19 protein-coding genes are annotated in these 24,739 nt (G+C 39.0%); 12 read left to right on the plus strand and 7 right to left on the minus strand.

Annotated elements, in window-relative coordinates; translation table 11 throughout:
- Positions 1–220: 220 nt before the first annotated feature.
- Positions 221–580 (minus strand): rhodanese-like domain-containing protein, encoded by a 360-nt coding sequence (locus tag QUB80_RS07750; RefSeq protein WP_289788928.1) that lies wholly within the window; start codon positions 578–580, stop codon positions 221–223.
- A gap of 221 nt (positions 581–801) precedes the next feature.
- Between QUB80_RS07750 and QUB80_RS07755 the strand changes: the two genes are divergently transcribed.
- The 3 genes from QUB80_RS07755 to cysE all read left to right on the plus strand — a co-directional run bounded on the left by QUB80_RS07755 (position 802) and on the right by cysE (position 4,153).
- Positions 802–2,457 carry a DUF3352 domain-containing protein gene (locus QUB80_RS07755; protein WP_289788929.1) on the plus strand — a complete coding sequence of 552 codons (1,656 nt, stop codon included), beginning with the start codon at positions 802–804 and terminating at the stop codon, positions 2,455–2,457.
- 179 nt (positions 2,458–2,636) lie between these two features.
- Positions 2,637–3,128 (plus strand): hypothetical protein, encoded by a 492-nt coding sequence (locus QUB80_RS07760; protein WP_289788930.1) that lies wholly within the window; start codon positions 2,637–2,639, stop codon positions 3,126–3,128.
- Between the two features lie 260 nt (positions 3,129–3,388).
- On the plus strand, positions 3,389–4,153 hold the full coding sequence (gene cysE, locus QUB80_RS07765) for a serine O-acetyltransferase (RefSeq protein WP_289788931.1): 765 nt from the start codon (positions 3,389–3,391) through the stop codon (positions 4,151–4,153).
- Positions 4,154–4,234: 81 nt separating this feature from the next.
- On the opposite strand, the gene QUB80_RS07770 is transcribed toward cysE, so the two are convergent.
- Together QUB80_RS07770 and QUB80_RS07775 are read right to left on the minus strand one after the other, a co-directional pair.
- Positions 4,235–4,819, minus strand: a complete 585-nt coding sequence (locus QUB80_RS07770) for an Npun_F5749 family FMN-dependent PPOX-type flavoprotein (RefSeq protein WP_289788932.1) — start codon at positions 4,817–4,819, stop codon at positions 4,235–4,237.
- A gap of 3 nt (positions 4,820–4,822) precedes the next feature.
- Complete coding sequence (locus QUB80_RS07775; RefSeq protein WP_289788933.1) at positions 4,823–5,683, minus strand: alpha/beta fold hydrolase; 861 nt, start codon at positions 5,681–5,683, stop codon at positions 4,823–4,825.
- Positions 5,684–5,920: 237 nt separating this feature from the next.
- On the opposite strand from QUB80_RS07775, the gene QUB80_RS07780 reads away from it, so the two are divergent.
- The 4 genes from QUB80_RS07780 to QUB80_RS07795 all read left to right on the plus strand — a co-directional run bounded on the left by QUB80_RS07780 (position 5,921) and on the right by QUB80_RS07795 (position 9,387).
- The gene (locus QUB80_RS07780; protein ID WP_289788934.1) at positions 5,921–6,736 is read left to right on the plus strand and encodes a DUF1206 domain-containing protein; all 816 of its coding nucleotides are present in this window, start codon (positions 5,921–5,923) and stop codon (positions 6,734–6,736) included.
- Between the two features lie 116 nt (positions 6,737–6,852).
- Positions 6,853–8,007, plus strand: a complete 1,155-nt coding sequence (locus QUB80_RS07785) for a glycoside hydrolase family 10-like protein (RefSeq protein ID WP_289788935.1) — start codon at positions 6,853–6,855, stop codon at positions 8,005–8,007.
- A 12-nt stretch (positions 8,008–8,019) separates the two neighbouring features.
- A complete protein-coding gene (locus tag QUB80_RS07790) occupies positions 8,020–8,460 on the plus strand; it encodes a C6orf136 family protein (RefSeq protein WP_289788936.1) in 441 nt (146 codons plus the stop codon).
- Between the two features lie 219 nt (positions 8,461–8,679).
- Entirely contained in the window at positions 8,680–9,387 is a 708-nt protein-coding gene (locus QUB80_RS07795) for a diacylglycerol/polyprenol kinase family protein (protein WP_289788937.1), read from the plus strand.
- A gap of 389 nt (positions 9,388–9,776) precedes the next feature.
- On the opposite strand, the gene QUB80_RS07800 is transcribed toward QUB80_RS07795, so the two are convergent.
- Positions 9,777–10,568, minus strand: coding sequence for a hypothetical protein (locus QUB80_RS07800; RefSeq protein WP_289788938.1), 792 nt, complete (start codon positions 10,566–10,568; stop codon positions 9,777–9,779).
- Between the two features lie 290 nt (positions 10,569–10,858).
- On the opposite strand from QUB80_RS07800, the gene QUB80_RS07805 reads away from it, so the two are divergent.
- Complete coding sequence (locus tag QUB80_RS07805; protein WP_289788939.1) at positions 10,859–11,494, plus strand: sigma-70 family RNA polymerase sigma factor; 636 nt, start codon at positions 10,859–10,861, stop codon at positions 11,492–11,494.
- A gap of 127 nt (positions 11,495–11,621) precedes the next feature.
- Here QUB80_RS07805 and QUB80_RS07810 read toward each other — a convergent pair whose 3' ends face one another.
- Both QUB80_RS07810 and QUB80_RS07815 read right to left on the minus strand, forming a co-directional pair.
- Positions 11,622–13,595: an ATP-binding response regulator gene (locus QUB80_RS07810; RefSeq protein WP_289788940.1), complete on the minus strand. Its 1,974-nt coding sequence runs from the start codon at positions 13,593–13,595 to the stop codon at positions 11,622–11,624.
- A gap of 9 nt (positions 13,596–13,604) precedes the next feature.
- Positions 13,605–19,712, minus strand: a complete 6,108-nt coding sequence (locus tag QUB80_RS07815; protein ID WP_289788941.1) for a hybrid sensor histidine kinase/response regulator — start codon at positions 19,710–19,712, stop codon at positions 13,605–13,607.
- 265 nt (positions 19,713–19,977) lie between these two features.
- Here QUB80_RS07815 and QUB80_RS07820 point away from each other — a divergent pair, with 265 nt between their 5' ends.
- On the plus strand, positions 19,978–20,811 hold the full coding sequence (locus QUB80_RS07820; RefSeq protein WP_289788942.1) for a DUF3386 domain-containing protein: 834 nt from the start codon (positions 19,978–19,980) through the stop codon (positions 20,809–20,811).
- Between the two features lie 32 nt (positions 20,812–20,843).
- Here the strand turns inward: QUB80_RS07820 and QUB80_RS07825 are convergent, their stop codons facing one another.
- Positions 20,844–22,169, minus strand: a complete 1,326-nt coding sequence (locus QUB80_RS07825) for an AAA-like domain-containing protein (protein ID WP_289788943.1) — start codon at positions 22,167–22,169, stop codon at positions 20,844–20,846.
- 622 nt (positions 22,170–22,791) lie between these two features.
- On the opposite strand from QUB80_RS07825, the gene QUB80_RS07830 reads away from it, so the two are divergent.
- The 3 genes from QUB80_RS07830 (at position 22,792) to QUB80_RS07840 (ending at position 24,739) form a co-directional block, all read left to right on the plus strand.
- A complete protein-coding gene (locus tag QUB80_RS07830; RefSeq protein ID WP_289788944.1) occupies positions 22,792–23,142 on the plus strand; it encodes a hypothetical protein in 351 nt (116 codons plus the stop codon).
- A 114-nt stretch (positions 23,143–23,256) separates the two neighbouring features.
- Positions 23,257–23,379: a hypothetical protein gene (locus QUB80_RS07835; RefSeq protein ID WP_289788945.1), complete on the plus strand. Its 123-nt coding sequence runs from the start codon at positions 23,257–23,259 to the stop codon at positions 23,377–23,379.
- Positions 23,380–23,455: 76 nt separating this feature from the next.
- A complete protein-coding gene (locus tag QUB80_RS07840) occupies positions 23,456–24,739 on the plus strand; it encodes a TIGR00341 family protein (protein ID WP_289788946.1) in 1,284 nt (427 codons plus the stop codon).

The following is a 24,739-nucleotide window of genomic DNA, read 5'->3' on the forward strand; positions in this document are numbered from 1 at the left end:
AAGAAGTTACAGTATTTGCAATTTACGTATGTTTATATGAGAGCGCGGATTTGACAGGGTTTTAGTGATTAGTTTGCCGGATTCTCGCAAAAGTAGATTCAACAGCGAATCGACTAAATATTTACAAACCAGATGCTGCTAAGTATTTCCGCTTAGAATCTAGAATTAATATTGTCTTAAGTCCAGAATAGCAAAATAAAGCTGGTTTCGTCATTACCGATTAATACTGAGGAATAGAAGGATCGACTAAGTTTGAATATGCATCAATACCACCAGCAATATTTTTAACATTTGTAAAACCTTGAGCAATAAGCCACTGACACATCTGAGCAGAACGAATGCCGTGATGACAGAGTACAAAAGTTTCAGCGTGAGGATCGAAACGGGTTTGGACTTGATCTGCCCAGTCAGCAAATTGACTGAGAGGAAGATTGACAAAGCCCTCAAGAGAAGCGATCGCTACTTCTTGTGGTTCGCGCACGTCTACTAACTGAAGGCTCGCCTCGCCTGCTAATAAACGTTGAGCAAGTTCTTCTACACTAATTTGGGTAATGGGTTGACCAAAAGATTTACCTGTCATGAAGCTTTTGTAAACAATCTTAGAGATTTCCTAGATATTATTTATGTTCGCAGAAAATCTTCACGTTGACATGAGCATATACATCAGTGCCATTGGGATAAATTTGCTCTATTTTCTAAAGTGACTAAAGATTTCGCATAAAAACTGCTTTTGGTGTAGAAGAAGGCGGTTTAATATTTTTGGGTGTAAGCACTACCCAGGTAGTTTATGTGAAAAAAATTATGAAGCAAGGTTTATTATTTCGTTTTTTAGCAGCTAGTTTAACTATGCTGCTATCAATTGGTATGACTGGTTGTACCAACTCATTTGGTAACAATCCTCTTGGAGGTGGAACTACCACGCAGCCTGGAGCCACAATTTTTGTGTCTAAACAAGCGCCAGTAATGCTATCGATGCTAGTAAATCCAGATAAATTACAGTCTTTTGAACGTAATGGAGAAATTTCCAAGCTTAAAAGCAGCTTACTCGCCAATACTGGTATAGATTACAAACAAGATATTCAGCCTTGGTTAGGGAATGAAATTACTTTGGCTGTTACTACCCCAGACATTGATCGCGATCCAGAGAACGGACTCCAGCCAGGTTATTTGATGGCGCTAGCAACTAATAAACCAGAAAAAAGCCGTGAGTTTGTTGATCTGTTATTTTCCAAACGGGCAATAGCTGGGACAAGTTTAACAGTGGAACAATATGAAGGTGTGAAGCTGCTTGCTGATGAATCTCAGCCAGATAAGGTACTGGCTGGGGCAGCAGTAGGAGATCGCTTTGTCTTGTTTGCGAACGATCCCAAAGTGCTACGAGAGGCTATTAATAATGTTCAGGCTGCTGAGTTGAATTTGACAAATTCTCACCAATATCAGCAGGCTATTAAACAACTGCCCAAAGGAGCGCTAGCAGTAGCTTTCTTGAATCTTCCTCTAATAGCACAATGGCAAGGGTTAAAACTGCCAGAAATAGCAACCTATGATAGCGAAGTCATTTCTCTGGTTTTGCCTAATAATAAGGAATTAGTTGCAGAAACTACTTTTTTGGGACAAGGAGAAACTTTACCTCCACCACAGCCATTATCTAAAGCTAGTGGCGCATTACAGTATATTCCGGCTTCAGCAGGGTTAGCAATTGCCGGAGAGAATTTGAGTAGTTTGGATAATAGCAACTTAGCCCAACTCTGGCAACAAGTGGCAACTGCCATATCTGGATCAGGAAAAGAAAGTTTATCTCGATTGGTACAACCCCTCAACGATGCACAAAAACGCTGGAATATCAACTTAAAAGAAGATATTTTTAGCTGGGTACAAGGAGAATATGCGATTGGATTATTACCCCGCCCAGAACAAACAAATTCCGACTGGATTTTTGTGGCAGAAAAAACCGAGGCTGCACCCGCAGGTATTTCCCATCTGGATGCGATCGCTTCCTCAAATGGGCTATCACTGAATACTTTTGACTTAGACAAGCAAAAAATTTCGGCGTGGACGCAACTCAAAGCTGCGAAAGTTGGTGATGCTCAAGACAAAAGCAAATACACTGTTGAGACAAAAGTTTACGGAATCCATACAACTCAGGGTAATTACGAAATTTTTGCTTCTAACCTAGAGACAATCGATGAAGTCCTCAATGCCAAAAACAATTCTTTAATTAAAAATCGGACTTTTCAAAATAGTATCGCTGCCATTCCCCAACCAACTCAAGGCTACATCTATCTCGACTGGACAAAAAGCCGAGAAATATTAGAAAGTCAACTGCCAATTCTTAAAATCTTGGAAATAGTAGGAAAGCCGTTTTTCCAAAACTTGCGATCGCTCACGGTAAGTAGTTACGGTGACAATACGGAATTGTTCAAAGGCGGTGTGTTTTTACAGTTTGACCGATTGTGAGAATAAAAGTAACAAAAGAGGAGGAAATATAGTCTATTTTCTCCTCTGCACTCTTGCTAACTTAAATAATCTGCAATTGTGGCACATCTCAATGTGTCACAGAATCAACAAAAATAGCAAATTTTTCTGATACTATATGTATATAAAATTACAATTAAAATTATTTATAAAAGATTGCTATGACCAAACGTTGCCCCCGACTGCTTTTCGGTAGGGGCTTAATTTTATCTATATTGGCGACTGTTGTACCTATACCTGCAATAGCAAACACAGCTAATTTTGGTACGTTAACGTTGTTACCAGGTTTTGAGCAAACAAAAGGGACAATGACAGGCTATACAGGCGGCTCTTATTCTCTATCAGCTATTAGCAACCGCGATCGCCATAAGAATGCCTGTATTGGTTTTGCCGATCCTACTCCAGACCACATCTTAGTTCTAAAAAAAAGCTTTTCTCATCTAAAAATACAAGTTAATAGTGGTGGCTACGATACCACCATACTTGTCCAGGGGCCAGATAAAAAAACAATTCGCTGCGGTGATGACACTGGCAAAAGTAAAGATGCCAGCATAGAAGATACTGACTGGAAAGCAGGAACCTATCATATTTGGGTGGCAACCTTTAATCCTGAACTCAAGCGAGACTATACGCTTTCTGTACAGGAAAAGTAGTTAGTCATTGGTCATAGGTAGGGACGGATTTTAACAACGATCTCTCTAGAATAACAAAATATCTAAATAAACCCGCCCCTATATTTAGTTAATGGTTGTTTGTCTACTCCCTGTGTCCCCTTGTCTTTCCCTTCCCGCGTCCTCTTGAGTACGCAGTTCACCAAGAGCTACCAACTACTATTTATAACAATAGCTAGAGGTTGCACCGATAACGTTAAGATAGAGTGTAGCTTGTTTGGCACAACGAGGGTACAAGAAGCGTGCTGTCTACACTTATTGCTGACTTTCGCATTATATTTGAACGTGATCCAGCTGCTCGTAACTGGCTAGAAGTATTATTTTGCTACCCCGGTTTGCAAGCTCTGCTGTTTCATCGGCTGTCTCACTGGCTCTACAATATAGGCATTCCCTTTATCCCTCGCCTGATTTCCCATATCGCTAGGTTCTTAACAGGAATTGAAATCCACCCTGGCGCTACGATTGGTAAGAGCGTCTTTATCGACCATGGGATGGGAGTAGTGATTGGTGAAACAGCGATCATCGGAGATTATGCCCTGATTTATCAAGGTGTCACCCTCGGTGGTACTGGTAAAGAAAGCGGAAAACGGCACCCTACTTTAGGTGAAAATGTTGTAGTGGGTGCAGGAGCAAAAGTGCTGGGTAATATTCAAATTGGCAACAATGTCCGCATTGGCGCTGGCTCTGTCGTTCTCAGGGATGTACCTTCTAATTGCACTGTAGTAGGCATACCCGGTCGTATTATTTATCGTTCTGGAGTGCGGGTTGCCCCCCTAGAACACAATAACTTACCAGATTCAGAAGCGGAAGTAATTCGCGCTTTAGTTGATCGCTTAGAATTGCTAGAACAACAAGTACAAACCTTACAAGAGCGGCAGCCAACAACAGCAACTCCTGTTTTGGTGGGTATATTGAATTGCAACGAAGGTGACACACAAAAAAATGCTCCTGCTTGCAATATGCGAGATAAGGCAATTCAGCAATTTCTCGATGGAGCTGGGATTTAAGAAAGACGTGGAGAATGGGGCTGTAGGAGATGGTGAGAAAAATCTCCCTGTTCCCCGTTCTCTATTCCCTGCCTCAATGCATCAAGGATTAATAGCTTCAATCGACCATCCTTTTTGGTCATCATAGCAATAGAGACAACGGTTTTGCGGCTCTCCACGCAATTCTAAATGATCTACTTGTATTGGCTCAAGCAACAACAAGCAAAAAATTGACAATGGCTGCATAGGATCTGGTGGAGGTGGTGCAAAGGCAGCTTGCTCCTCTATTCTTGGTTTACCAGGATAAGGCCAAGCAAATTGTAAACGTGCTGCATCACTTAGTTTTTGCCAGGTTTTCTTGCGAGCTTCTTGCAGCGTTGGCTGAGAATTATCGCTTCCTACTAGAGTTAAGCAGCCAGTAATGCGGAATTGCTCGCGTGTGTTGGGGAAGTACCAGCAAACTTCAGCCCAAGGTTGTTGTTGAATTTGCTCGGCTTTTTCGCTGCGGGCATCGGTGATAAATTTGAGCTTGTTGGTATCTTCTAGAAAGCCGCGAAACACTACAGTACGATTAGCTGGATGCCCATTTGCCCTTACTGTTGCTAGCTGTAAATAGCGGGCATAAACAAGGCTGCGATTTTGATGGAGAGCGCGGGCGATCGCACTTCGCCAAGGAGCCATAGACATTGTTTAAAGCCCTAAAAACTCACGCATATATTCATTAACTAATTCAGGTTTTTCCTGCTGTACCCAATGGCTACAGTTGGGAATATACCTAATTTGTAAGTCTCTCACATAGGATTCCGTACCGTAACTGAGTTCTTTTCCTAGCGCAGTATCTTTCTCTCCCCAAATCATTAACGTTGGTACTTCTAGAATGCCCCAATTCGGATTGAGTATTTTCTGTTGAAAAACATTGCGGTAATAGTTCAACATTGCTGTTAAAGCACCGCGTTTGGCTGCTGCATCTTTGTAAGTGTCAATATCTGCTTGGGTGAAAGTACTTTTGTTGACTGCCATACCTTTAAAGGCAGTTTCAATTGCTTGGTAGTCTGCCGATTGTATGAGTAATTCTGGTAGCCAAGGTAGTTGAAATAAAAACATATAAGAGCTTTTGAGCAATTGTTGAGGATTTCGCATCCCTTCACTAAATTTGGCAGGGTGAGGAATATTGAGAACAATTAATTTCTCTACCATTTCTGGATGAGCGTAAGCAAAACACCAAGCGATCGCTCCTCCCCAATCATGCCCAACCAAAACACACTTTTCGTATCCTAATGCTCTAATTAATCCCTCAACATCTTTAATAAATTCATCCATTACGTAAGCAGATTGTTCTTTTGGTTTATCGCTATCGTTGTAGCCACGCAAATCAACAGCAACAACCTTAAAATATTTGGCAAATTCAGGAATTTGATGCCGCCACGAATACCAAAATTCAGGAAAACCATGCAACATCAGCATTAATGGCCCTTCTCCCTGAGTGACGTAATGCAGTTTCACTCCATTGGTAATGATATAATCGTGCTTCCAAGTCACTTGTACAGACATAATTTATCTACCCTACTAGATAAATAATCATGAACTCTTAGTACTTCATAATAATTGAAGTTGAAGATTTTAGGCATACAAAAGTTTAGTTTTATTGTCTAATACACAATATATTTTTTATAAAAATTTCTAAAATTTCTCCTTTTTTTAGATTTAATCACGCAATTATCCCTGAGAAAGATGAAATTTGTCGGTGATTATTGCTAAAGGTATACATAATAACAAAATAAGAATAATATGGCACAACAACTAATACATCAACCCTCAGCTTGGATAGAGCGACTCGCTAAATTTGGTTATATATCTAAAGGAGTAGTTTACGGTATTATTGGAATACTGGCATTACAGGCGGCAACGGGAAGTGGCGGTAAAACTACCGATCCTCAAGGCGCCCTTCGAGAAATTGTCAATCAACCATTTGGTCAATTTTTACTAGCATTAGTAGCAATTGGCTTAATTGGATATGTTATTTGGCGTTTTGTAGAGGCGATAAAAGATCCAGACAATAAAGGCACGGATGCCAAAGGTTTGGCACAGCGAGCTGGTTATGCCATTAATGGTTTTATATACGCTGGGATAGCCTTCACGGCGATAAAACTTGCTCTTGGCACTGGAGGTAATGAAAATAGCAACTCTACCCAAGATTGGACAGCACGCGTACTTTCTCAACCCTTTGGTCAATGGTTAATTGGAGTTATTGGGGCATTTATAATTGGTCTAGGTTTTTATCAGTTTTATAAAGCTTTTAGTAATAAAATTCGTAAAGAACTTAATTTATCAGAATTAAGCAAAAAAGAACGAACTTGGGTAATGTTTATTTGCAAATTTGGTGCAGCAGCAAGAGGTGTTGTATTCTGCATTATTGGTTGGTTTTTAATTCAAGCAGCAACTAAATCAGATGCTAGTGAAGCTGGAGGTTTAGATCGAGCACTACAGACGCTAGCCGAGCAACCTTATGGCCCCTGGCTTTTAGGTATTGTAGCTTTAGGCTTGATTGCTTATGGCGTTTATATGGTAGTTCAGGCGCGCTACCGTCAGTTTGCCACCAGTTAAGTAGGTGTACATAACTAAACGTAAAATGCTTATCGCCAGAAACTAGATAGGATAAGCTTTTTCCTTCTGCCGTCTGCCTCCTGCCTTTTACTTACAAAGTTTTCTGCTATTTACACATGACAATAATCGAAACACGGGGCGTTTGGCTCACAACCACCGACAGTAAAGTTCTCCGTTCACAGCAGCGTATTGCTGAAGCGATGGATTTTCTTGCCGAAACTGGATTTAATGTTGTCTTCCCCGTTGTCTGGGGTAGAGGAGCAACACTTTATCCCAGTCGAGTCATGCGACAGACATTTGGAATTGAAATTGAGCCTTTATCTGCCGGGCGCGATCCTCTAGCGGAAATTATTGCCCAAGCGCATCGAGTTAATCTCAAAGTCATCCCTTGGTTTGAATATGGATTTGCCAGTTCCTACAAGATGAACGGCGGAGAGTTGTTAGCGAAAAAACCAGAGTGGGCTGCCCGTGACTGTCATGGTAATCTATTAGAGAAAAATGGCTTTGAGTGGTTGAACTCTCTCAACCCCGAAGTGCAGAATTTCATGTTGAATTTAATCTTGGAAGTCGTGCAAAACTACCAGGTTGACGGCATCCAAGGGGATGATCGCTTACCTGCACTACCTTGTGAAGGTGGTTATGATCGCACAACAGTGGAACGCTACCGCCAGCAATTTGGTAAAAATCCCCCGCAAAATTCCAAAGATCCTCAATGGTTACAGTGGCGTGCTAATCTTCTCACGGAATTTTTAGCCAGCGTCTACCAATCAGTTAAAGCTGTAAACCCCAATTTATTAATATCCATGACTCCTAATTTGCCAGATTGGGGATACCAAGAGTATTTGCAAGATTCTCGAACATGGATGGGAAGAGGTTTAGTAGATATGTTCCATCCCCAAATTTATCGCCGTGATTTTCTCAGCTACAAAAATGAACTTAACAAGATATTAAACGAGCAGTTATTCGCTCAGATACGACCAAAGTTAACACCAGGAATTCTGATGAAAATAGGTTCCTACTGCATAAGTCCAGAACACTTGTTGCAGGCAATTAAGTATAATCGTGCTTGTGGTATTCGAGGTGAAGTATTCTTCTTTTATGAAGGGCTGCGAGAAAATAATAACGCGCTAGCAAAATTGTTGCGAAAAGGCCCTTATGCTCAATCAGCTACTTTTCCATCTCTAGCAGATTTGAATCAAGCTAGTACACCTCAAATAGTCTCTGATTCAATTTTGCAACGCGGGCTGAGGATTTTCAGAAATATTTTTTAGAGGGAAATAGGCGTGGATTATCAATTACAAGTGGAACGGGTAATCAATACTCTTAAACAAGATTTACCCACACTTTTTGAAAAAGATATTTCCTACAATATTTATACAAAAGATATATATTTTCGAGATCCAGTCAATACATTTAAAGGAAAACTCAACTATCGCATTATCTTTTGGACTTTGCGATTTCACGCGCGATTGTTTTTTACGAAAATTTACTTTGATTTACATGATGTGCATCAGTCAGCCGAAGATACAATTTTGGCAAACTGGACGGTACGTGGTGTGTTACGTCTGCCCTGGAAAGCACGTATTTTTTTCAATGGATATTCCACATATAAACTCAATAAAGATGGTTTAATATACGAACATATCGACACTTGGGATAGAAAACCAGCAGAGATTTTGCAGCAGTTTTTTTGTAAGGGAGAAGATATGAAAAAAATTGATTAAAAACTGTTTCTTTGTCAGTTCATTACAACTTAGGCACGAGCAAATATTAAGTAGGGTGTGTTATGGCTTTAGCCTAACGCACCAAACTGTTTGGTGGTACGTTAAGTGCTTGACTAAAAGCAAACCCAGCACGTGGTATTTTTTCTCAAGTTATAGACTCAGCACCCCAAGACAGCTACCCTAATTGAGAGATAAATTTGACGCTGTGGTACTGGGAGTATGTTATTTTTTACCTCAAGTTTTAGCCCATTGGTGGGCAATTTACTTGTCACACTGCTGACTTTTATTTATGTTTTCGGGCTAGTAGCACTGATGAATTTCTGCGTTACACGTTTTGGTTTACCGCAGGATATCAGCCGCAAAATTACACACATTGGTGCTGGTTCAATTATTGTATTTTTACCACTTTATAACGATTTACATTGGTCTAAATATTTAAATGTTACGATTTTCGTAGTCTGGTTTATTCTTCTGCTCCAAAAAGGATTTTTTGCTAGTCCTGATGATGAAGCTGTGAAAACAATGACTCGCACGGGCGATCGCCGCGAACTTCTTAAAGGCCCGCTCTATTTCGTAATTGTAGCAACTATTTGCGGTACACTTTGGTATAAAGCTTTTCCAGGAATTGTAGCAATGGCGAGTCTCGGTTGGGGTGATGGTTTTGCACCAATTATCGGTTCTCGATACGGCAGATGGAAATACCAAATCTTGAGCAATAAAACTGTGGAAGGAAGCCTAGCGATGTTTATTGCTGCTTTCGTCGCCAGTATATTTTTTGTTTGGCTAATTATACCTAGTGAATTAAATATTAACCGGATTTTGATAATTGCGTTGATTGCTACACTTGTTGAAGGACTTAGCCCCAAAGAAGTTGATAATATTTTGATTCCAGTAGCAGCGATTGCGGCAGCAAATTTTATATTTTAATTCAGATTAAGAGGTTATTTATAAAGTAAATATTATAGGAATCCGATTTGATTATCGAAAAAATCTAAAGTATTTGTAGGGGAGGCAGTTTGCGGTGTAGATTTGCTGAGCGCAAAACTGCCGTTGTGTTAGGACGAAGCCCGTAACACACCAAGCTCTGGAGATGGTATGTTAGTGTAGCGTAACACATCCTACATTTATTGAATAATTTATTTTTTGAAATCCCATCTTAACTGATTGCTGTTTGATTTTAGTAGATTGAGTAACCAAAAAGGTTAACTGCGTTCTCTTTTGGCTTAAATACTTCCTCATTTCGGTAAATCGCGCATTCTGAATGCGCGATCGCACAAATAAAGCTCCCTGACTTCTTCAAGAAGTTGGGGTTCTTGTTACTGGCTATCTCTAAAATTTGTGTCAAGCAGAACCTTCTCATCAACTATAGGGAGGTTTTGTGTGCTTCTAATATTAATTGTGTCTGATGCCAAAATTTCTGCTGCTTCTTGCAAAAGTTCATGTTGCTCTTGTTGAATTTGGGCTAATCGTTGTTGAATTTCTGCCAGTCTTTGCTGTTTGTTATTGTGAAGTAGTTGAGCATCAGCTGGTGGTAACATCGGTAATTTATCCGTTGTGCGATCGCTTGTTATTTTTTGAATAGTAAAACTACCAATTTTAGTAAATGATAAAAAGCTAAGTTTAATGACAGCTAAAATTAATTTGAAAGGAACTTGCACAATTGACCAACTAGCTGTTTCAATCAAGCGTACAATTGCTTTGATGATACTCCAAATTATAGATATAGCAAATAGCAGAATAATTAAACTAATAATTGGATGATTAGTTGCCCAACCCAAGATTTCTAAAAGTCGGAGAATACCAGGGTGTTCCTTCAGCCAATCGCCCGTAGAAGCAGAAATTGCAGTTTGAATTGCTGTCGATGTTGAACTGGGAATTTGTTCGGCAGTTTGCAATGTTTGTTCCAGAGAATTTTTAGCTTGTTCAAAATTAGTAGTAACTGTATTAATTGCGCGATCGGTTGCTTGTGTTGCTGTTTGTTTCCACGACTCGCCAACTTGCTGGGCGGAATCAGTTACAGAATTTAATTTATCGTGAAAAAAATATTTAACTTGCTGAAAGCGTTGTGACGCTCCCTCAGTCCAATTTATGTTGATTTGAGGTGTCATATAAATTTTGGATTTTAGATTTAGATTTTGAATTTGAAAACCTAGTTACCAGGTTGAACCTAGTAACTAGATTGAGTAGAAGCAGAGGTATTATCTCCCTTCGGGTACTCTAACGAGAACCCGCTTCGCGTGTACGCAGTCGCCTGCGGAGGAGGACAGTCCGTTGGAAACCCTACCAAGAGCGCTGTCTCACCGTGTCTCCGTGTCTTTTTATCCCCGCGTCTCCTTCTTTCTTGGCGAGCAATTCTACGCAATACTAAGAAAAGCTTGCTTTGTTTGCTAAAACTGTTATGCATCACTTGGAGGAACAATTACGTCGCTTAGTAAAAGAGGCTTGTGAATATCCAGCCGGAAATCCACAGCGTCAGAAGCGGCTTACCCAAATCATTCGTTTGGCTGCAAACAAACTCTGGAAGGAAAATACTCCATATTATCAAGATGCACTACAACAAACTTGGTTGTATTTCTGCTCAAATGTTTGTGGAGCATATGACGCCACACGTGGTTCTGTAATCACTTGGCTGAATACTTATCTGAGATGGAGATTACAAGATTTTTACCGTCAGCAGCAGGAGGACAAGACTAAAAAAGCATATCTTAATGTTAGTCAATTCATTTTTAGCGATCGCACTCAAATTTATTATCTGGAAGAAAACTTGGCTGCTCCACCGGATCTACCTCCCATTTTAGAAACTGTGAGGTTTTGGGTAGAAGAAGATATTGACGGAGAGCTGCGTAACATCCACATTCAAGGGCATCCAGAAGTGAATTGTCAGGTGTTAATTTTAAAACGTTTACCACCAGAAGTAAGTTGGAAGGAGTTATCGGCGCAATTTGGTTTATCTGTTTCTACTTTAAGCAGTTTTTATCAACGTCAATGTCTGCCGCGCCTGCGTAATTTTGCTGAGAAAGAAGGATTTTTGTAAATTTTATTACATTAAATCTTCGGTTTTGACAGGATGTGAATTTTGCTCATACCAATTTCCTCTCACCAGACGTGCCATGACACGTCTGTACATGATGTATGTGCATCGTGATTAACGTGAAATGGTATTATATCCTTACACTATTCCATCTCTGCCAGTTTGTTTCACTCTCTGGGCTTTTTGATTCCTGGCAAAGAATATTGTGTAAATTTTGTAATAATTCTCTAGTTGTGTAGGGTTTCGCGATAAATGATTTAACGGCTGCAAACCCTGCAAGTCTATCACTGGGTGCTAAACCGCTAACGGCAATTATTTTGACAAGCGGATTAATTTTTTGCAAGGCGCGAATGGTAGTTGCACCATCCATTGATGGCATCATCATATCTACTAAAACTAAGCTGATTTCATCTTGGTACTGAGCATACAGAGCGATCGCCTCAATCCCATCACTGGCTGTAAGTACCTTGTAATTGTAAGTTTCTAACGAGATTTTTGTTGTCTCTAGAATTTGAGCTTCGTCATCCACAACTAGAACCAATTCTCTGTTGCCTTTGAGTAGTTCTAAGTCTTCTCCTAAGAGTGTTGCTGTTGCTTCCACTGCTGGCAAGAAGACTTTAAATTCAGTTCCTTTGCCAACCTTGCTATGTACGATGACAAAACCACCGTGACTTTTAATGATACCTCTAACAGTTGAGAGTCCCAACCCTGTTCCTTTGCCAACTTCTTTGGTGGTAAAAAACGGCTCGAAGATTCTATCTACTATTTCTGGAGGCATCCCTGCTCCGGTATCTGCGATTGTAATCTGAATGTGAGGCCCAACACTAGCATCTAAGTTCATACGGGCATAGTGTTCATCTATATATATATTTTCCGCAGAAATACTAAGGGTGCCACCGTTGGGCATGGCATCGCGAGCGTTGACAACTAAATTCATCAACACCTGATGCAAGTGTGTTGCATCTCCAATCACAGCCCAAAGCTCTGGCTGGATATCTGTAGAGAGTTCAATTGATTTCGGAAATGTCTCTTGAACAATCTGCCTAATTTCTGAGAACAAATGCCCAACTTGCACAATCATCCGCTTACCTTCAACTCCGCGTGCAAATTGCAGCACTTGTTTAACTAAAGCGGCTCCACGTTTAGCGTTAGTTTCTATTGTCTTCAGCATCTGCTGAGTTCGCTCATCGGTGTTGGAGAATTTTAGCTGCAATAATTGTGCTGCTGTCAGAATTGGAGTCAGTATATTATTTAGATCGTGAGCAATACCGCCGGCAAGCGTACCAATACTCTCTAATCTTTGAGCGCGTAGAAATTGACTTTCTAGTTGTTTTTTTTCTGTGATGTCGGTATTTACCGTTAAAATAGATTTTGGTTTGCCATCTTGATCACACATTAAAGTCCAGCGACTGGCAACAGTAATCCCTTGCCCTTGTTTTGTGACTTGCTGTAATTCACCCTGCCAAGAACCACTTTCAGCTAGACTTTTGTAGATATTTTGGAGTTGAGGTGTTGTTTGTGCTCGATACAGAAGCTGATCCACCATCTTGCCTATTGCTTCTTGCGGCTTCCATCCATACAAACTTTCAGCCCCTTTGTTCCAAAAAGAAATTTGGTTGTCTAAGTCTTTGACGATAATGGCATCTGTGGTGATATCAAGCAAAGCAGCTTGTTCTTTGATTTGTAAATTTTGCTCCTGGAGTGTCTTCGTCAAATTCCGCAACTTGAGATGGAGTTCGATCCGCGCTAAAACTTCTTCGTGTTGAAGCGGTTTAGTAATATAATCAACTGCACCTAGACTTAAGCCTTTCACCTTATCGACTGTTTCAGCAAGTGCAGTCATAAAAATTATCGGAATATCTTTTGTTCGTTCATTAGCTTTCAAACGACGGCACGTTTCAAAACCGTCGATTTCCGGCATGAGTACGTCTAACAAAATCAAATCTGGTGGAGCATATTCTGCTCTAGCGATCGCACTTTCACCATCTTCAGCAATTAAGACTGTAAATCCAGCATCGGCTAACAAATCAAATAAAATTTCTAAATTACTAGGAATGTCATCAACAATTAAAATAACGCCTTTTTTATTTAAATCAATATTCATAAAACCTCATTAAAATTTTTTGAGAAACTCTAAAATTTGTTTCCCTTTAAAAGCTTTTGCAAGTTGACGCAAATGAGTAGCAAAAGGAATCAATTTTTCATCTAATTCCTCCAATTTTATAGCTTGTTGGGCAATACCCCTTAAGTCACCTCTCATTGCTAAATCTAGCAAAATCTGAAGCTCTTGTGCTGGTGGAGCCATAATAGGAGTTGCAGGCGTCAAATTGGAGGGATAAAGTAAACTTTGGTTTTCATTTTTTATCCTTCTAACTTGCTCTGGTTCTTCATACACCCATTCCAATCCTAAGTGAATCCGTAATTTTTCTAACAAATCTGCTATCCGAATTGGTTTAGCGAGAAAATCATCACAACCGACTTCTCGACTCTGCGTTTGATCAAAATCAAAAACGCTTGCGGAGACTGCAATCACTAGCACTTGTTTTTGTTCTGGCAACTTTCTCAGACGGCGAGTTGCTTCAAAACCGTCCATTCCAGCCATTACCAAGTCCATAAAAATCACATCAGGCTTAAATTCAACTGCTTTTTTGAGACAGTCTAAACCGTCTATTGCTTCTATGACATCAAACCCCAAGGGTTGTAATATATTGACTAAAATAGAGCGATTTGCCCATTTATCATCTACTACTAAAACTTTGCGTTTAGAACCAACAAAACTGATGATTTTATGTTCATTAATGCTCTTTTCATCAGTATTTTGGAAAATTTCTGGTAAATCCAAATCTAGCCAAAAAACACTCCCTTTATCCAAAATACTCTTCACCTTCAGTTCGCCACCCATCATCTGAACTAATTGACGGCTAATTGCCAATCCCAATCCTGTTCCTTCAGTTTTACGAATATCCTCACCCACCTGCTGGAATGGCAAAAAAATCTCTTCTAATTGTTCTGGTGCAATGCCTATTCCTGTATCTTCTACTTGAAATCGAATTTTGGGGATTTGGTGTTGGGAAAAACTTTCCCCCGTCTCCAGTCCCCAATCCCCATTCCCGATTACATAACCCACTTTGAACGTTATACTACCTTTTTCTGTAAATTTGACTGCATTGCTAAGTAAATTAATCAAAACTTGGCGCAACCGTTTTTCATCAGCTCGAATTATTCTTGGCAGTGGAGATAGCGCTTTATAAATTAAAGAAACTCCTTTTTGTTCAGCACGAATGCGACAAATTTCGATGATAGTCTCCAGAAATTCTGAAAAATGAATCTCTTTGGGATAAAGTTCCATTTTCCGAGCTTCGATTTTAGAAATATCTAAAATATCATTAATAAGTGTGAGTAAATGCTCACCACATTGATAAATAATATTTACTCCATTCTTTTGCCGCGCGGATAAATTTTTATCTTTCTGAAAGATTTGAGCATAACCCAAAATACCATTGAGCGGGGTACGAAGTTCATGGCTCATGTTAGCGAGGAATTCGCTTTTGGCATGATTAGCGGCGGCAGCTGCTTCTTGTGCTCGTTGGCGCTCACAAATTTCCTGTTGAAGTTGTAAATTTTTATCTTGTAATTCTAGGGTTCGCTGTTGTACTTTTGCTTCTAGTGTCCGGTTATATTCCTCTAAATCATGATAAAGGCGGGCATTTTCAATTGATATTGCTGCTTGAGATGATAAAACTTGCAATATTTCTAACCGCTCTGGTGTAAAAGCTCCAGCAGTCAATTTATTTTCTAAGTAAAGAATGCCAATCAACTTACCTTGATTAACAATTGGCGTACATAAAATAGATTTTGGCTTGTGGTTGAGAATATAACTATCTGTTATAAATACTGCTTCGCAAGTGGCATCGTTTAGTACAACATTCTCATGAGTACGACGCACATAATTAATAATAGATATTGGTAGCTGTTGACTCGAATCTACAGGTAGAGATTCTTGCACTTTGATTTCATTTTGCCGGACACTTGCTGATGCTTCTATGAGTAATCTATCTGCCTTTTCTAAGATTAAAAATCCTGTTTCGGCACCAGCATTTTCCATCACAATTTGCATCAATTTAGTCAGCAGTTTTTCTAAAACAATTTCGCCAGAAAGAGCTTGTGAAGCTTTCATAACTGAAGCTAAATCGAAAACTACAGGAATATCTGTAGTTGTAGAGCCAATTGTCAAATTTGTCTCTAAGCCTTGGTTGTTTCGCTCCCAGATCCGAGAGAAAATTTGAGGATATTTTGCTTCTAAATCTCTAATTTTTGCTGTTGCTCCCCAGCTAATATAGCTGTAGTAAGCATCAGTTAAATAAGTTTGAGCTACTTTTTCTCTCCTACGCTCAAAATAAAACTTTGCTGCTAATTCGTTGGAGAGTGCTTCTTCTTGAATGTATCCTTGCTTCCTAGCACCAGCGATCGCTAGATCGTAAAGTGCGATCGCACAATCAAATTGTCCCAAAATCCGTGCTTTTTCTGCCTCTACCAAGTCATATTTATGCTGAAAATTCATTGGAGCATGGTAAGCCCAGATTTGCATTTTTTCCTGATTGCTAATGACTTTATTTAAGAGATATTCTTGGTGTAAAGGTGACGCTGATGGATAGATTACAAGTTGTGCTAAGGAATCGTAGAAATGGAACACTGGTACAGCAAGAAATGCTTTGACTCCATCTAAATACTGTTCTGCTTGAACTCCATTTTCTGAGGCTTGCTCGTACTCTCCAAATAAATAACAAAGAATAAGCTTATTTAGATAAAAATAGTGGAGCCCAGTTCTGTCATTAGCCTCTTTAAGCAGTGGTAAATATTTTTCCTCGTTGTATACTTCACCAATTAAACACCACAAATTTTCAGAAGGTTCTAGTAAGTTCAGAACTGACTGTTGAAATATCTGATTCCAACTCAAGGCGTTTGCTTGCTTGAGTTGGGCTAAGGTATTACTAATTGTTGTCATTTCTTTTTCAAGGATTGTTAGCTCTTTACCTATGTAATAAGAATATTGGCATTTTTGCATGGCTGCGTAACCACCATATTCAAAATGTCCGTTTTCTATTCCATAGGAGTAACCATCCTGCAATAGTGGTAAAGTTTCTTTAGCATGAACTTTACCGTGAATTGTACATGCTCCCGCTACAAAAAATACACTTGTTTTAAGTTCTAAAGCGTTAAATTGTTCTACAAGATTTAAAGCCAACTTACCAAATTTATAAGCCGATTCAATATCTTGAACTATGCCATTTAAAATTACGCCATAACAAACATAACCATAAGCTGAGAAGGGTGAATTTCCATATTGAATAGATAAATTTACCTGTTCGCATATAACTAGTGGAAACAGCATAGGTGCAGCTTGATAGGTAGGAGAACCCATACTCGTTAGCATCCGTGTAGCTGTCAATTTATCTTCCTGCGTCATGAATGGGAGATTAATTAAGTCTTCTATATTCTTCCCAGCCAAATTTGCTGCTGTTTGATTGAGTGTTTGTTGGATATCTGAAGCGGTAGGCGACTCTGGGAATCTTAACCCTAGCTGTGCCAGTGCTTGCAATCCAATTGCGATCGCTTCCAGTTGTCTGACTTGCGCCATGCAGGCTTGAATTTTAACTTCGTAGACTTTCATTTTGTCAATCGGGATTTTTGCCTGTTGCAAAACAACTTCAGCCCAGCTTTCCATCTGCTCAAAATCACCGTTCAGGTACGCTGTTTCTACTGCCGACTCATACAGTGCCAAGGTTAGCTCGTACTGATTCTGCCAACTGTTTACTGCTAATAACTTCAAACCAAGCTTGATATAGCGGATAGCAGACTCATATGCTGTTGCTTGATTCGCTTTCTTAGCTGCAATCAGATTCAGTTCAGCCAGTTCATATTTTTCTGACTCAGAAATAAGTAAGTCAATACCATAATTCAGCTGGTTGACTAAAGCAAAAATCTTTTCTTGTCGTTCTTCAAGCGTGGTATTTTGTAGTAATAGTTGACCAATTTTGAGGTGAGTTTCTTTTTTTTGTGAATCTGCAATCAGAGAATAGGCTGCTTGCTGTACTCGGTCATGTAAAAACTTGTAGGCAATAGTGATTTGCTCTTGCTCAGTTGTTAGTAATTCGCTTTGCTGGCTAGTAATCACTAAAGGAATTTTGTAGGACTGACTTAAGGGTATAATTAAACTATCCTGTAGAGATTCCCATAAATCTGTTGCTGTTTCCGACAAGGATTTTTGATTAACAATACTCAGAACATCTAAAGTAAATTTATCTCCAATACAAGCTGCTAACTTCAAGACATTTTGTGTTGTTGGCGCTAGCTTTTGAATTTGATTTACCATCAACTCAACAACATTATCAGTTATATCAATATCTTGAAGTAGTTCAATATCCCATTGCCAGCAACCTTCACTAAAATCAAATACCAATAGTTTTTCTTGATACAGAGATTTGAGTAGTTGAGTTAAGAAGAAGGGATTGCCCTGAGTTTTGTTAAACACTAACTCGGCTAGTAGTTGTGAATTTTCTTGGCTATTGCGGAGAGTATCACTAACTAGTTTATTTACATCAGCTAATTGCAAAGGATGGAGAACAATATTGTTAACAATTGCACCTGATTTTTGAATTTCTTCTAAAGTTAATATTAATGGATGGCTGGTATAAACTTCATTATCTCTATAAGCCCCAATTAAGAATAAATATTGACTACTTGGATCATTTAGTAGCAGTGGAAGTAATTTTAAAGAGGCAGAATCTGCCCACTGTAAGTCATCCAAGAATATTACTAATGGATGTTCCTTTTGACAAAATACATGAATGAATTGTTTAAATACACGATTAAATCTATTTTGGGATTCAGTTAGCCCCAATTGAGGAACAACTGGCTGATGTCCAATAATCAGTTCGACTTCAGGAATAACATCAATAATAATCTGACCATTAGTACCAAGAGCTTCTAAAATTTTTGCTTTCCATAGTGCTATTTTTTTATGGCTTTCTGTTAACAATTGCCGCATTAATTCCTGAAAAGCTTGAATCAAAGAAGCATAGGGAATATTTCGCTTAAATTGGTCAAATTTACCAGAAATAAAATATCCTCTTTGTTGCACTATGGGTTTATGAACTTCATTCACTAAAGAGGATTTACCAATTCCTGAATAACCACTGACTAACATCATTTCTATCCCCTTTAATCCTTTTAATCCTTCCTTGTTACCAGGGGAAGTAGAGGGATTTGCCACTCGCTCAAAGGCATCCATTAAAGTTGCAACTTCTTGCTCGCGGCCATAAAGTTTTTGTGGGATCAGAAATTGACTGTATAAATCTAACTGCCCAACAATAAAATCTTCAATTTTCTCCGTTGCTTGCAGTTTTTTAAGACATACTTCTAAATCAGCTTTTATTCCTAAAGCACTTTGATATCTTTCCTCAGCAGTCTTAGCTAATAATTTCATGACAATACCAGCAACCGCTTCGGGAATCTCTGGATTGATTTGTTGAGGTGATAAAGGTATTTTTGCAATATGGCAGTGAGTTAATTCTAAGGGATCAGTAGTTTGAAAAGGTAACTGCCCCGTTAACATTTCATAAAAGGTGACACCTAGAGAATAAAAGTCAGTTCGATAGTCAATCGAGCGGTTCATCCTTCCAGTTTGTTCTGGTGACATATAGGCAAGGGTGCCTTCAAGTAAATTTGGATTGCTGACAGTTAAATTTTCCCTGGATAGACACGATGAAATACTAAAATCTATAATTTTAACTTCACCTGTTTGCGGAGCGATTAAAATATTATGAGGCTTAATATCTTTATGAATAATATTATTTTGATGTAATTGAGCAAGTGTTGTAGACAATTGAATAGCTATTTGCAAAAACTGTCTTAATTCTAATTTGTAATTAGTGATAAAAGTTTTTAGTGATTCTCCGTCAAAATCTGACAAAATTAATGCCAAACCATTTTGATAGTTTTCTAAAGCTAGAGGTTTTACAATCCCTTCTATATCCAGGGATTGAAGGATTTTATATTCGTGTCGTAGTTGAGCAAGGTGTTCTATAGTGGGATACTCAGCTTTAAGAGTTTTAATAATTACTGATATTTGATCAGACTTTCTCAAGCCACGATAAACACAGGTACTAGTACTTTCATAGATAACTTCCATGAGGTTGTAGTCGGTAATAATCATACTCATTTTTATATTTTGATTGGTGTGAGGTTAATAGACAGTCAAGTCGTTAGTTCCTTTATTAATTATCAGTTTCCACCTCTGTTGTGCTTTGGTAATATCACCAATTGTTGACCTATATTTTGGGTGTAAACTGAATGTTTAACGGAATTTAAAACTATGTAATTAAAATTAAACTGATGATGATCGCATTTAGACATACAAATTAGACGTACAAAGACAAGGTACGATCAAGCGAGATTAATTTTAGTAGTCGTTGTGAGTTTGAGAGATGAAACAATCACAAAAACACCTGACTCGCTGGTGTGCTTTGAGTTTAGTTCTAACTCTGTTGGCGTTAACCCAACTAGCCCAAGAAGCGATCGCTCAAAATCTGCCACCCAGAAGTATTCGCCTCCTCCTCGCAGATAAAAACACCTCAACCCAGACTCAAACTGTCTCAGCTCGCGACATATTTCGGGCTGCCTACCTAAATCGCTACACCTGGGATGAAAAATTTCCAGGATATACGGCTGAAGTCAAAATCAAACAAGGAAATGAAGAATACAATGGCTACATTCGTGTGAAACCAGACTTGAGTGTCGAAGTAACTGGCATTAATTCTGCACAAGTACGTCAGACTGTTGAGGGGCAATTACGCATGGTTGCAATCCACCGTCGTCGGATTCCTTTTGAGGTGGCACACAAAAACCATACTTATGAACTGGGTAAAACTGATAATACAGGTGTTGTAGAGATTTTTGAAAAGGGAGAGTCAACAGACGCCCATTACAAGGTATTCAAAAACCAGATTACTCAAGTTAATCGTACTTTGGGAAATACATTTGTTACCGTTAACTTGTTGGATTCGTTAGTCTCCCCTAAAGGCTATCTAGCAACCCGTTACCGAACCATATTTCGACAGCCTCAAACTAAACAAGTGTTGGGAGAACAGGAATCGGAAGATACTTACCAGCAAATTGGTGATTATTATCTACTAAAGCGGCAGGTGCTTCGCAACTTTCAAGCAGGGCAGCAGACTAGTACTCTCATAGACTTCAATAATATCCAGTTATTACCAAAATCGACGAGTACTACACCATCAGACTCAAGGAAAGGAGTTTGATTTTGGCGATCGCTAGTTTGCTGCAAAAATTCTCAGGAAAAAAATTGGCAGTGACAACGCTTTTGTACACTTGCTATTTTGAAAATTTCCTCTAATGTTAATTGTTGACAGCAAAGTTGATAAAGAGCAATATTAATTAATGCTGGATGTCCTCCTATCAGTTTCATTAGCTGTTGCACTTGGTTACTGTGTCTCCAATCAATACCATACCGTTCTACTAATTCCATTGCTTGCTCATAAGTAAATTCCGATAATTTCAACGGTAGTCCAAGGTTAAATGGCGATTGATTAATATTAAGAGGAAGAGAAACATCTGTTGAATAAACAATCACTAGTCGCAACTTTTGCCATACTTGATCTTGTTGTGCTTCCTCTTGCCATGAGCGTAACAGAGGTAAAAATTCTCTAGCTAAATCAGGATACTCAAAAATATGCTGGACTTCATCCAATACCAATAATAAGGGTTTTTCTAAAGGAGCAAGCAAACATTCTTTTAGGTAAATGGTGCAGCTTAGTTTACTACCAATTTCTTCATCCCAGTGTTTCTCGACATTAAATTCTATGCCTAGTTGACGAGAAATACTTGCAGCTAACCATTTCATGAATAAGTGCGGCTTTTGCAGAACATCAATATCAACTTGATTCAGATTTAATTTTACAGTTTCATAACCTAACGTTATAGCATGAGCTAATACTCTTAACATCAAAGAAGTTTTGCCCATTTCTCGACAACCCTCAATACGAATTACGCATCCGGGTTGCATAATTTCTTGATATGCTAGTTCTTCCAATCGAGGACGAGAGATATATAATTTGGAATCTAAAGGTAAAGGGCCACTAGGATATTTATAATATGCAGTAAATTTTGATTGATAGCTATGGTTGAGCGATCGCTCCTTGAGTGCAACTTCACTTGAAAATTTCTCTGCACAAACAAGTGTGGAAACCAGTTGAGGCATTTGCTGTTGTAGGAACAATCCACTATTTGGCAAGAAATCCGCATTACCAACATTTTTGCAGAAATCTCGATTGATCACTTCATCTTCTTGAGTGTTTTCATCCAGACAATTAATATCATTGGAATCGAAGAAGGTGTAATCTTTCTTATCCAGGTGTAAATCAAAAGCACTAAAACATATTCGCAGGGTACGTGGATCTATCCTAGAACTTAAAGACCATAAACGACTCAGGCTAGAGGTTGAGACTCCAATGCGATCGCTTAATTCTGCTTGGGTAAAACGTTTCCCTCCTCTTTCTCTTCTCTCTTCTTCTAAAATTGCGGCTTGCAATCTCCTCAATCCGGCAACAGTTAAAACTACTCCCCGTTTTCGTTTTAATTTAGTTTTGTCTTCTTTCATCTGTAATAAGTAGGTAATCCTAAATATGATTTTGGGATAAAATATTTCTAGTAAAGTATTTTTTATGACTAAGTATAAAAATGTATATTTTGAGATTTGCCTTTGCTTAACTATGGTATAAAAATATTTTGGCGTAATTTGAAAGCTTGGTAGAGAAACCTGTTTGAAGTGTTTCTACACTAATAATTTATATCTTTAAGTAGTAATACTTAAAGATATTTATATAAAAAATTATATGTATATTATTTTTTATTAAATGATTTAAGTGATATTTCTTGAGAGTAAGAAAATCTTAAATGATTTAAGTGATATTTTTAACTGCAAGAAATTAAAAAAACTTTAATTTTAAACAAACAATTTTAGATGAGGAATCAAGGATATTTGTCAATCTAACTATGAGAATAAATTTTCATAGTATTTTGGTGGTAAATGACTCTAGATTCATTTCATAAATCTATTAATTATTCCTAGTCATCAATTTGGGAGCGTTTCAAGCTTATTTGAATTCAAGTCGCTTAACTGATTTATCTGCACTTGAGATTAATAGGGTAAACATGGGAGATTGAAAACGTTCGTAAATCTTTTTTCTCACAATCAAGTCACAGGAAAAGTAGGGAATTCCATGAACAAGATAATTAAAACTACAGGTATATTCTGTTCAACTTTATTAATGGTAACTGGATTCGTCACCCCAAAAGCAAAAGCATATGGAGTTTGTGGACTAAAAACACCAGAAGCCCAGTTTAAAACTGCAAAACACCTAGTAACTATTTGCCCTGGGGAAGCTAGCTTTCAAATGATTATCACTTATCACGATGGTTCAGGATATAAAAGAATGGCGGCAACTCGTAGAGGCGATCGCTTTTCTGGTTCTGATGCTCAACACAACTACATTATCGATTCCAAAAGATTTATCATTGGCACCGATGGGAAAGAACCGATTCGGGAGAATGTAATTCAAGCTCAGATGTGATGGTAATTAAATTATCATCAACGCCAAATTATCTGTTTTTAATCTTTAATACATAAATGCAAGCTTAGTATGTAACCGATTTTCGGTGAAGCAACTGGCGACAATCAAATGAAAGTGGCAGCGGTTGTTAAAGACAAAGCCAAAAACCTGAAGATGAAGTTTGATTCTTGCGATCGCCAGCCTGCTTCCAAAATTAGTAAACTAAGCCCAATTCTTTTGGTGCCTAGATTGCAATAATAGCATTGTCAAATATACCTCTAGCTAGAGACGCAACTCTCCTGCAATGCGAGATGTTTAGCGACAGGAGGGTAATATGCGGCAATTAATTATTCAAGTTCCTCAAGGAGAAGGAAACAAAGTCCTTAATATTGCTAAGTCTCTAAACGGGGCAAACCTTGCTAAATTTGAGGCAACAAACAGTGATGAACCAATAGACGTAGTGCTGGTTTACGTTTCCAATCGCCAAGTAGAAAAGCTGGTGGCAAAACTAGAAGAACTACCGAAAGTAAACTTCACATTGCTACCTACTGGCGTCATGCCTCTGCACCCTCCAGTTTCAGAAGCTCCGCAGCAAGTCACAAATGTAGAAGAACGTAGCCCAATTGAGATATTTTTGAGTGGCTTGCAGAGTGTTGGCTCTTGGCGGGGCTTTCTCGGATATGCAGCAATGGCGGGTTTTGTTGTCTGGATTGGTTTGTATACTGACACAACTTACCTACTCACAGCAGCAATGCTAATCGCCCCATTTGCAGGCCCAGCAATGAATTTGGCGATTGCTACAGCAAGAGGCGATCGCCAACTACTGTGGCGCAGCCTTGTGCGTTATTTTGCAGCACTGGCAGTGACAATTATAGTTGCAGGTATCCTTAGTTTAATTTTACAGCAAAAGATTGCCACTAGCCTCATGATTGAACGCAGTCAAATTTCCTCAGTGGCAGTTTTATTACCCTTAGCCGCCGGGGCAGCAGGGGCGCTGAATTTGGTGCAATCAGAGCGCAGTAGCCTGGTATCTGGTGCCGCTACTGGTATGCTTGTGGCTGCTTCTTTGGCTCCTCCAGCAGGAATAGTGGGGATGGGCAGTGCGATTGCTCGATGGGATTTAGTAATTAGTGGTTTGTTCCTGTTGCTGCTGCAACTAGTAGGAATTAATTTGACAGCTGCATTGCTGTTCCGGTTTTTTGGTTTGTCTGCGCGGGGAGTACGTTATACACGCGGCAAAAGCTGGTTGTTTCCTGTCACATTAGCATTGACTTTGCTAGGTTTGACAGCTTTATTAACTTGGCAATTTAACAGTCCCCCAGATTTACAGCGCTCTACTCTTGCTCAACGAGCCGATGCTCAAATTGAAGAGGTAGTCAGTCAAAACCCTTTAGTTGATTTGGTTGAGACAAATGCTCGCTTTACCCGTTCTCAAATCCCAGGACAAAATACTTTATTGACTACAGTTTACGTCCAACGCCGTCAGAATGTGAGTGTATCTGCTGAAGAAATTCGCTCTCGCCTTACCCAAGCTATTCAAAGCCGTCTACAACAACAAAACTTTGATGTTATACCTCTGGTAGATGCGATCGTACTTGAGCCGCCCGCAAGCAAGTAA

The organism is Chlorogloeopsis sp. ULAP01, assembly GCF_030381805.1.
Lineage (GTDB): Bacteria > Cyanobacteriota > Cyanobacteriia > Cyanobacteriales > Nostocaceae > Chlorogloeopsis.

What these genes read in the sequence shown, in the direction of transcription:
- QUB80_RS07750 (WP_289788928.1), bottom strand. Translation starts at nt 580, where the DNA reads ATGACAGGTAAATCTTTTGGTCAACCCATTACCCAAATTAGTGTAGAA.
- QUB80_RS07755 (WP_289788929.1), top strand. Translation starts at nt 802, where the DNA reads ATGAAGCAAGGTTTATTATTTCGTTTTTTAGCAGCTAGTTTAACTATG.
- QUB80_RS07760 (WP_289788930.1), top strand. Translation starts at nt 2,637, where the DNA reads ATGACCAAACGTTGCCCCCGACTGCTTTTCGGTAGGGGCTTAATTTTA.
- QUB80_RS07770 (WP_289788932.1), bottom strand. Translation starts at nt 4,819, where the DNA reads ATGTCTATGGCTCCTTGGCGAAGTGCGATCGCCCGCGCTCTCCATCAA.
- QUB80_RS07775 (WP_289788933.1), bottom strand. Translation starts at nt 5,683, where the DNA reads ATGTCTGTACAAGTGACTTGGAAGCACGATTATATCATTACCAATGGA.
- QUB80_RS07780 (WP_289788934.1), top strand. Translation starts at nt 5,921, where the DNA reads ATGGCACAACAACTAATACATCAACCCTCAGCTTGGATAGAGCGACTC.
- QUB80_RS07785 (WP_289788935.1), top strand. Translation starts at nt 6,853, where the DNA reads ATGACAATAATCGAAACACGGGGCGTTTGGCTCACAACCACCGACAGT.
- QUB80_RS07795 (WP_289788937.1), top strand. Translation starts at nt 8,680, where the DNA reads ATGTTATTTTTTACCTCAAGTTTTAGCCCATTGGTGGGCAATTTACTT.
- QUB80_RS07800 (WP_289788938.1), bottom strand. Translation starts at nt 10,568, where the DNA reads ATGACACCTCAAATCAACATAAATTGGACTGAGGGAGCGTCACAACGC.
- QUB80_RS07805 (WP_289788939.1), top strand. Translation starts at nt 10,859, where the DNA reads ATGCATCACTTGGAGGAACAATTACGTCGCTTAGTAAAAGAGGCTTGT.
- QUB80_RS07810 (WP_289788940.1), bottom strand. Translation starts at nt 13,595, where the DNA reads ATGAATATTGATTTAAATAAAAAAGGCGTTATTTTAATTGTTGATGAC.
- QUB80_RS07815 (WP_289788941.1), bottom strand. Translation starts at nt 19,712, where the DNA reads ATGAGTATGATTATTACCGACTACAACCTCATGGAAGTTATCTATGAA.
- QUB80_RS07820 (WP_289788942.1), top strand. Translation starts at nt 19,978, where the DNA reads ATGAAACAATCACAAAAACACCTGACTCGCTGGTGTGCTTTGAGTTTA.
- QUB80_RS07825 (WP_289788943.1), bottom strand. Translation starts at nt 22,169, where the DNA reads ATGAAAGAAGACAAAACTAAATTAAAACGAAAACGGGGAGTAGTTTTA.
- QUB80_RS07830 (WP_289788944.1), top strand. Translation starts at nt 22,792, where the DNA reads ATGAACAAGATAATTAAAACTACAGGTATATTCTGTTCAACTTTATTA.
- QUB80_RS07840 (WP_289788946.1), top strand. Translation starts at nt 23,456, where the DNA reads ATGCGGCAATTAATTATTCAAGTTCCTCAAGGAGAAGGAAACAAAGTC.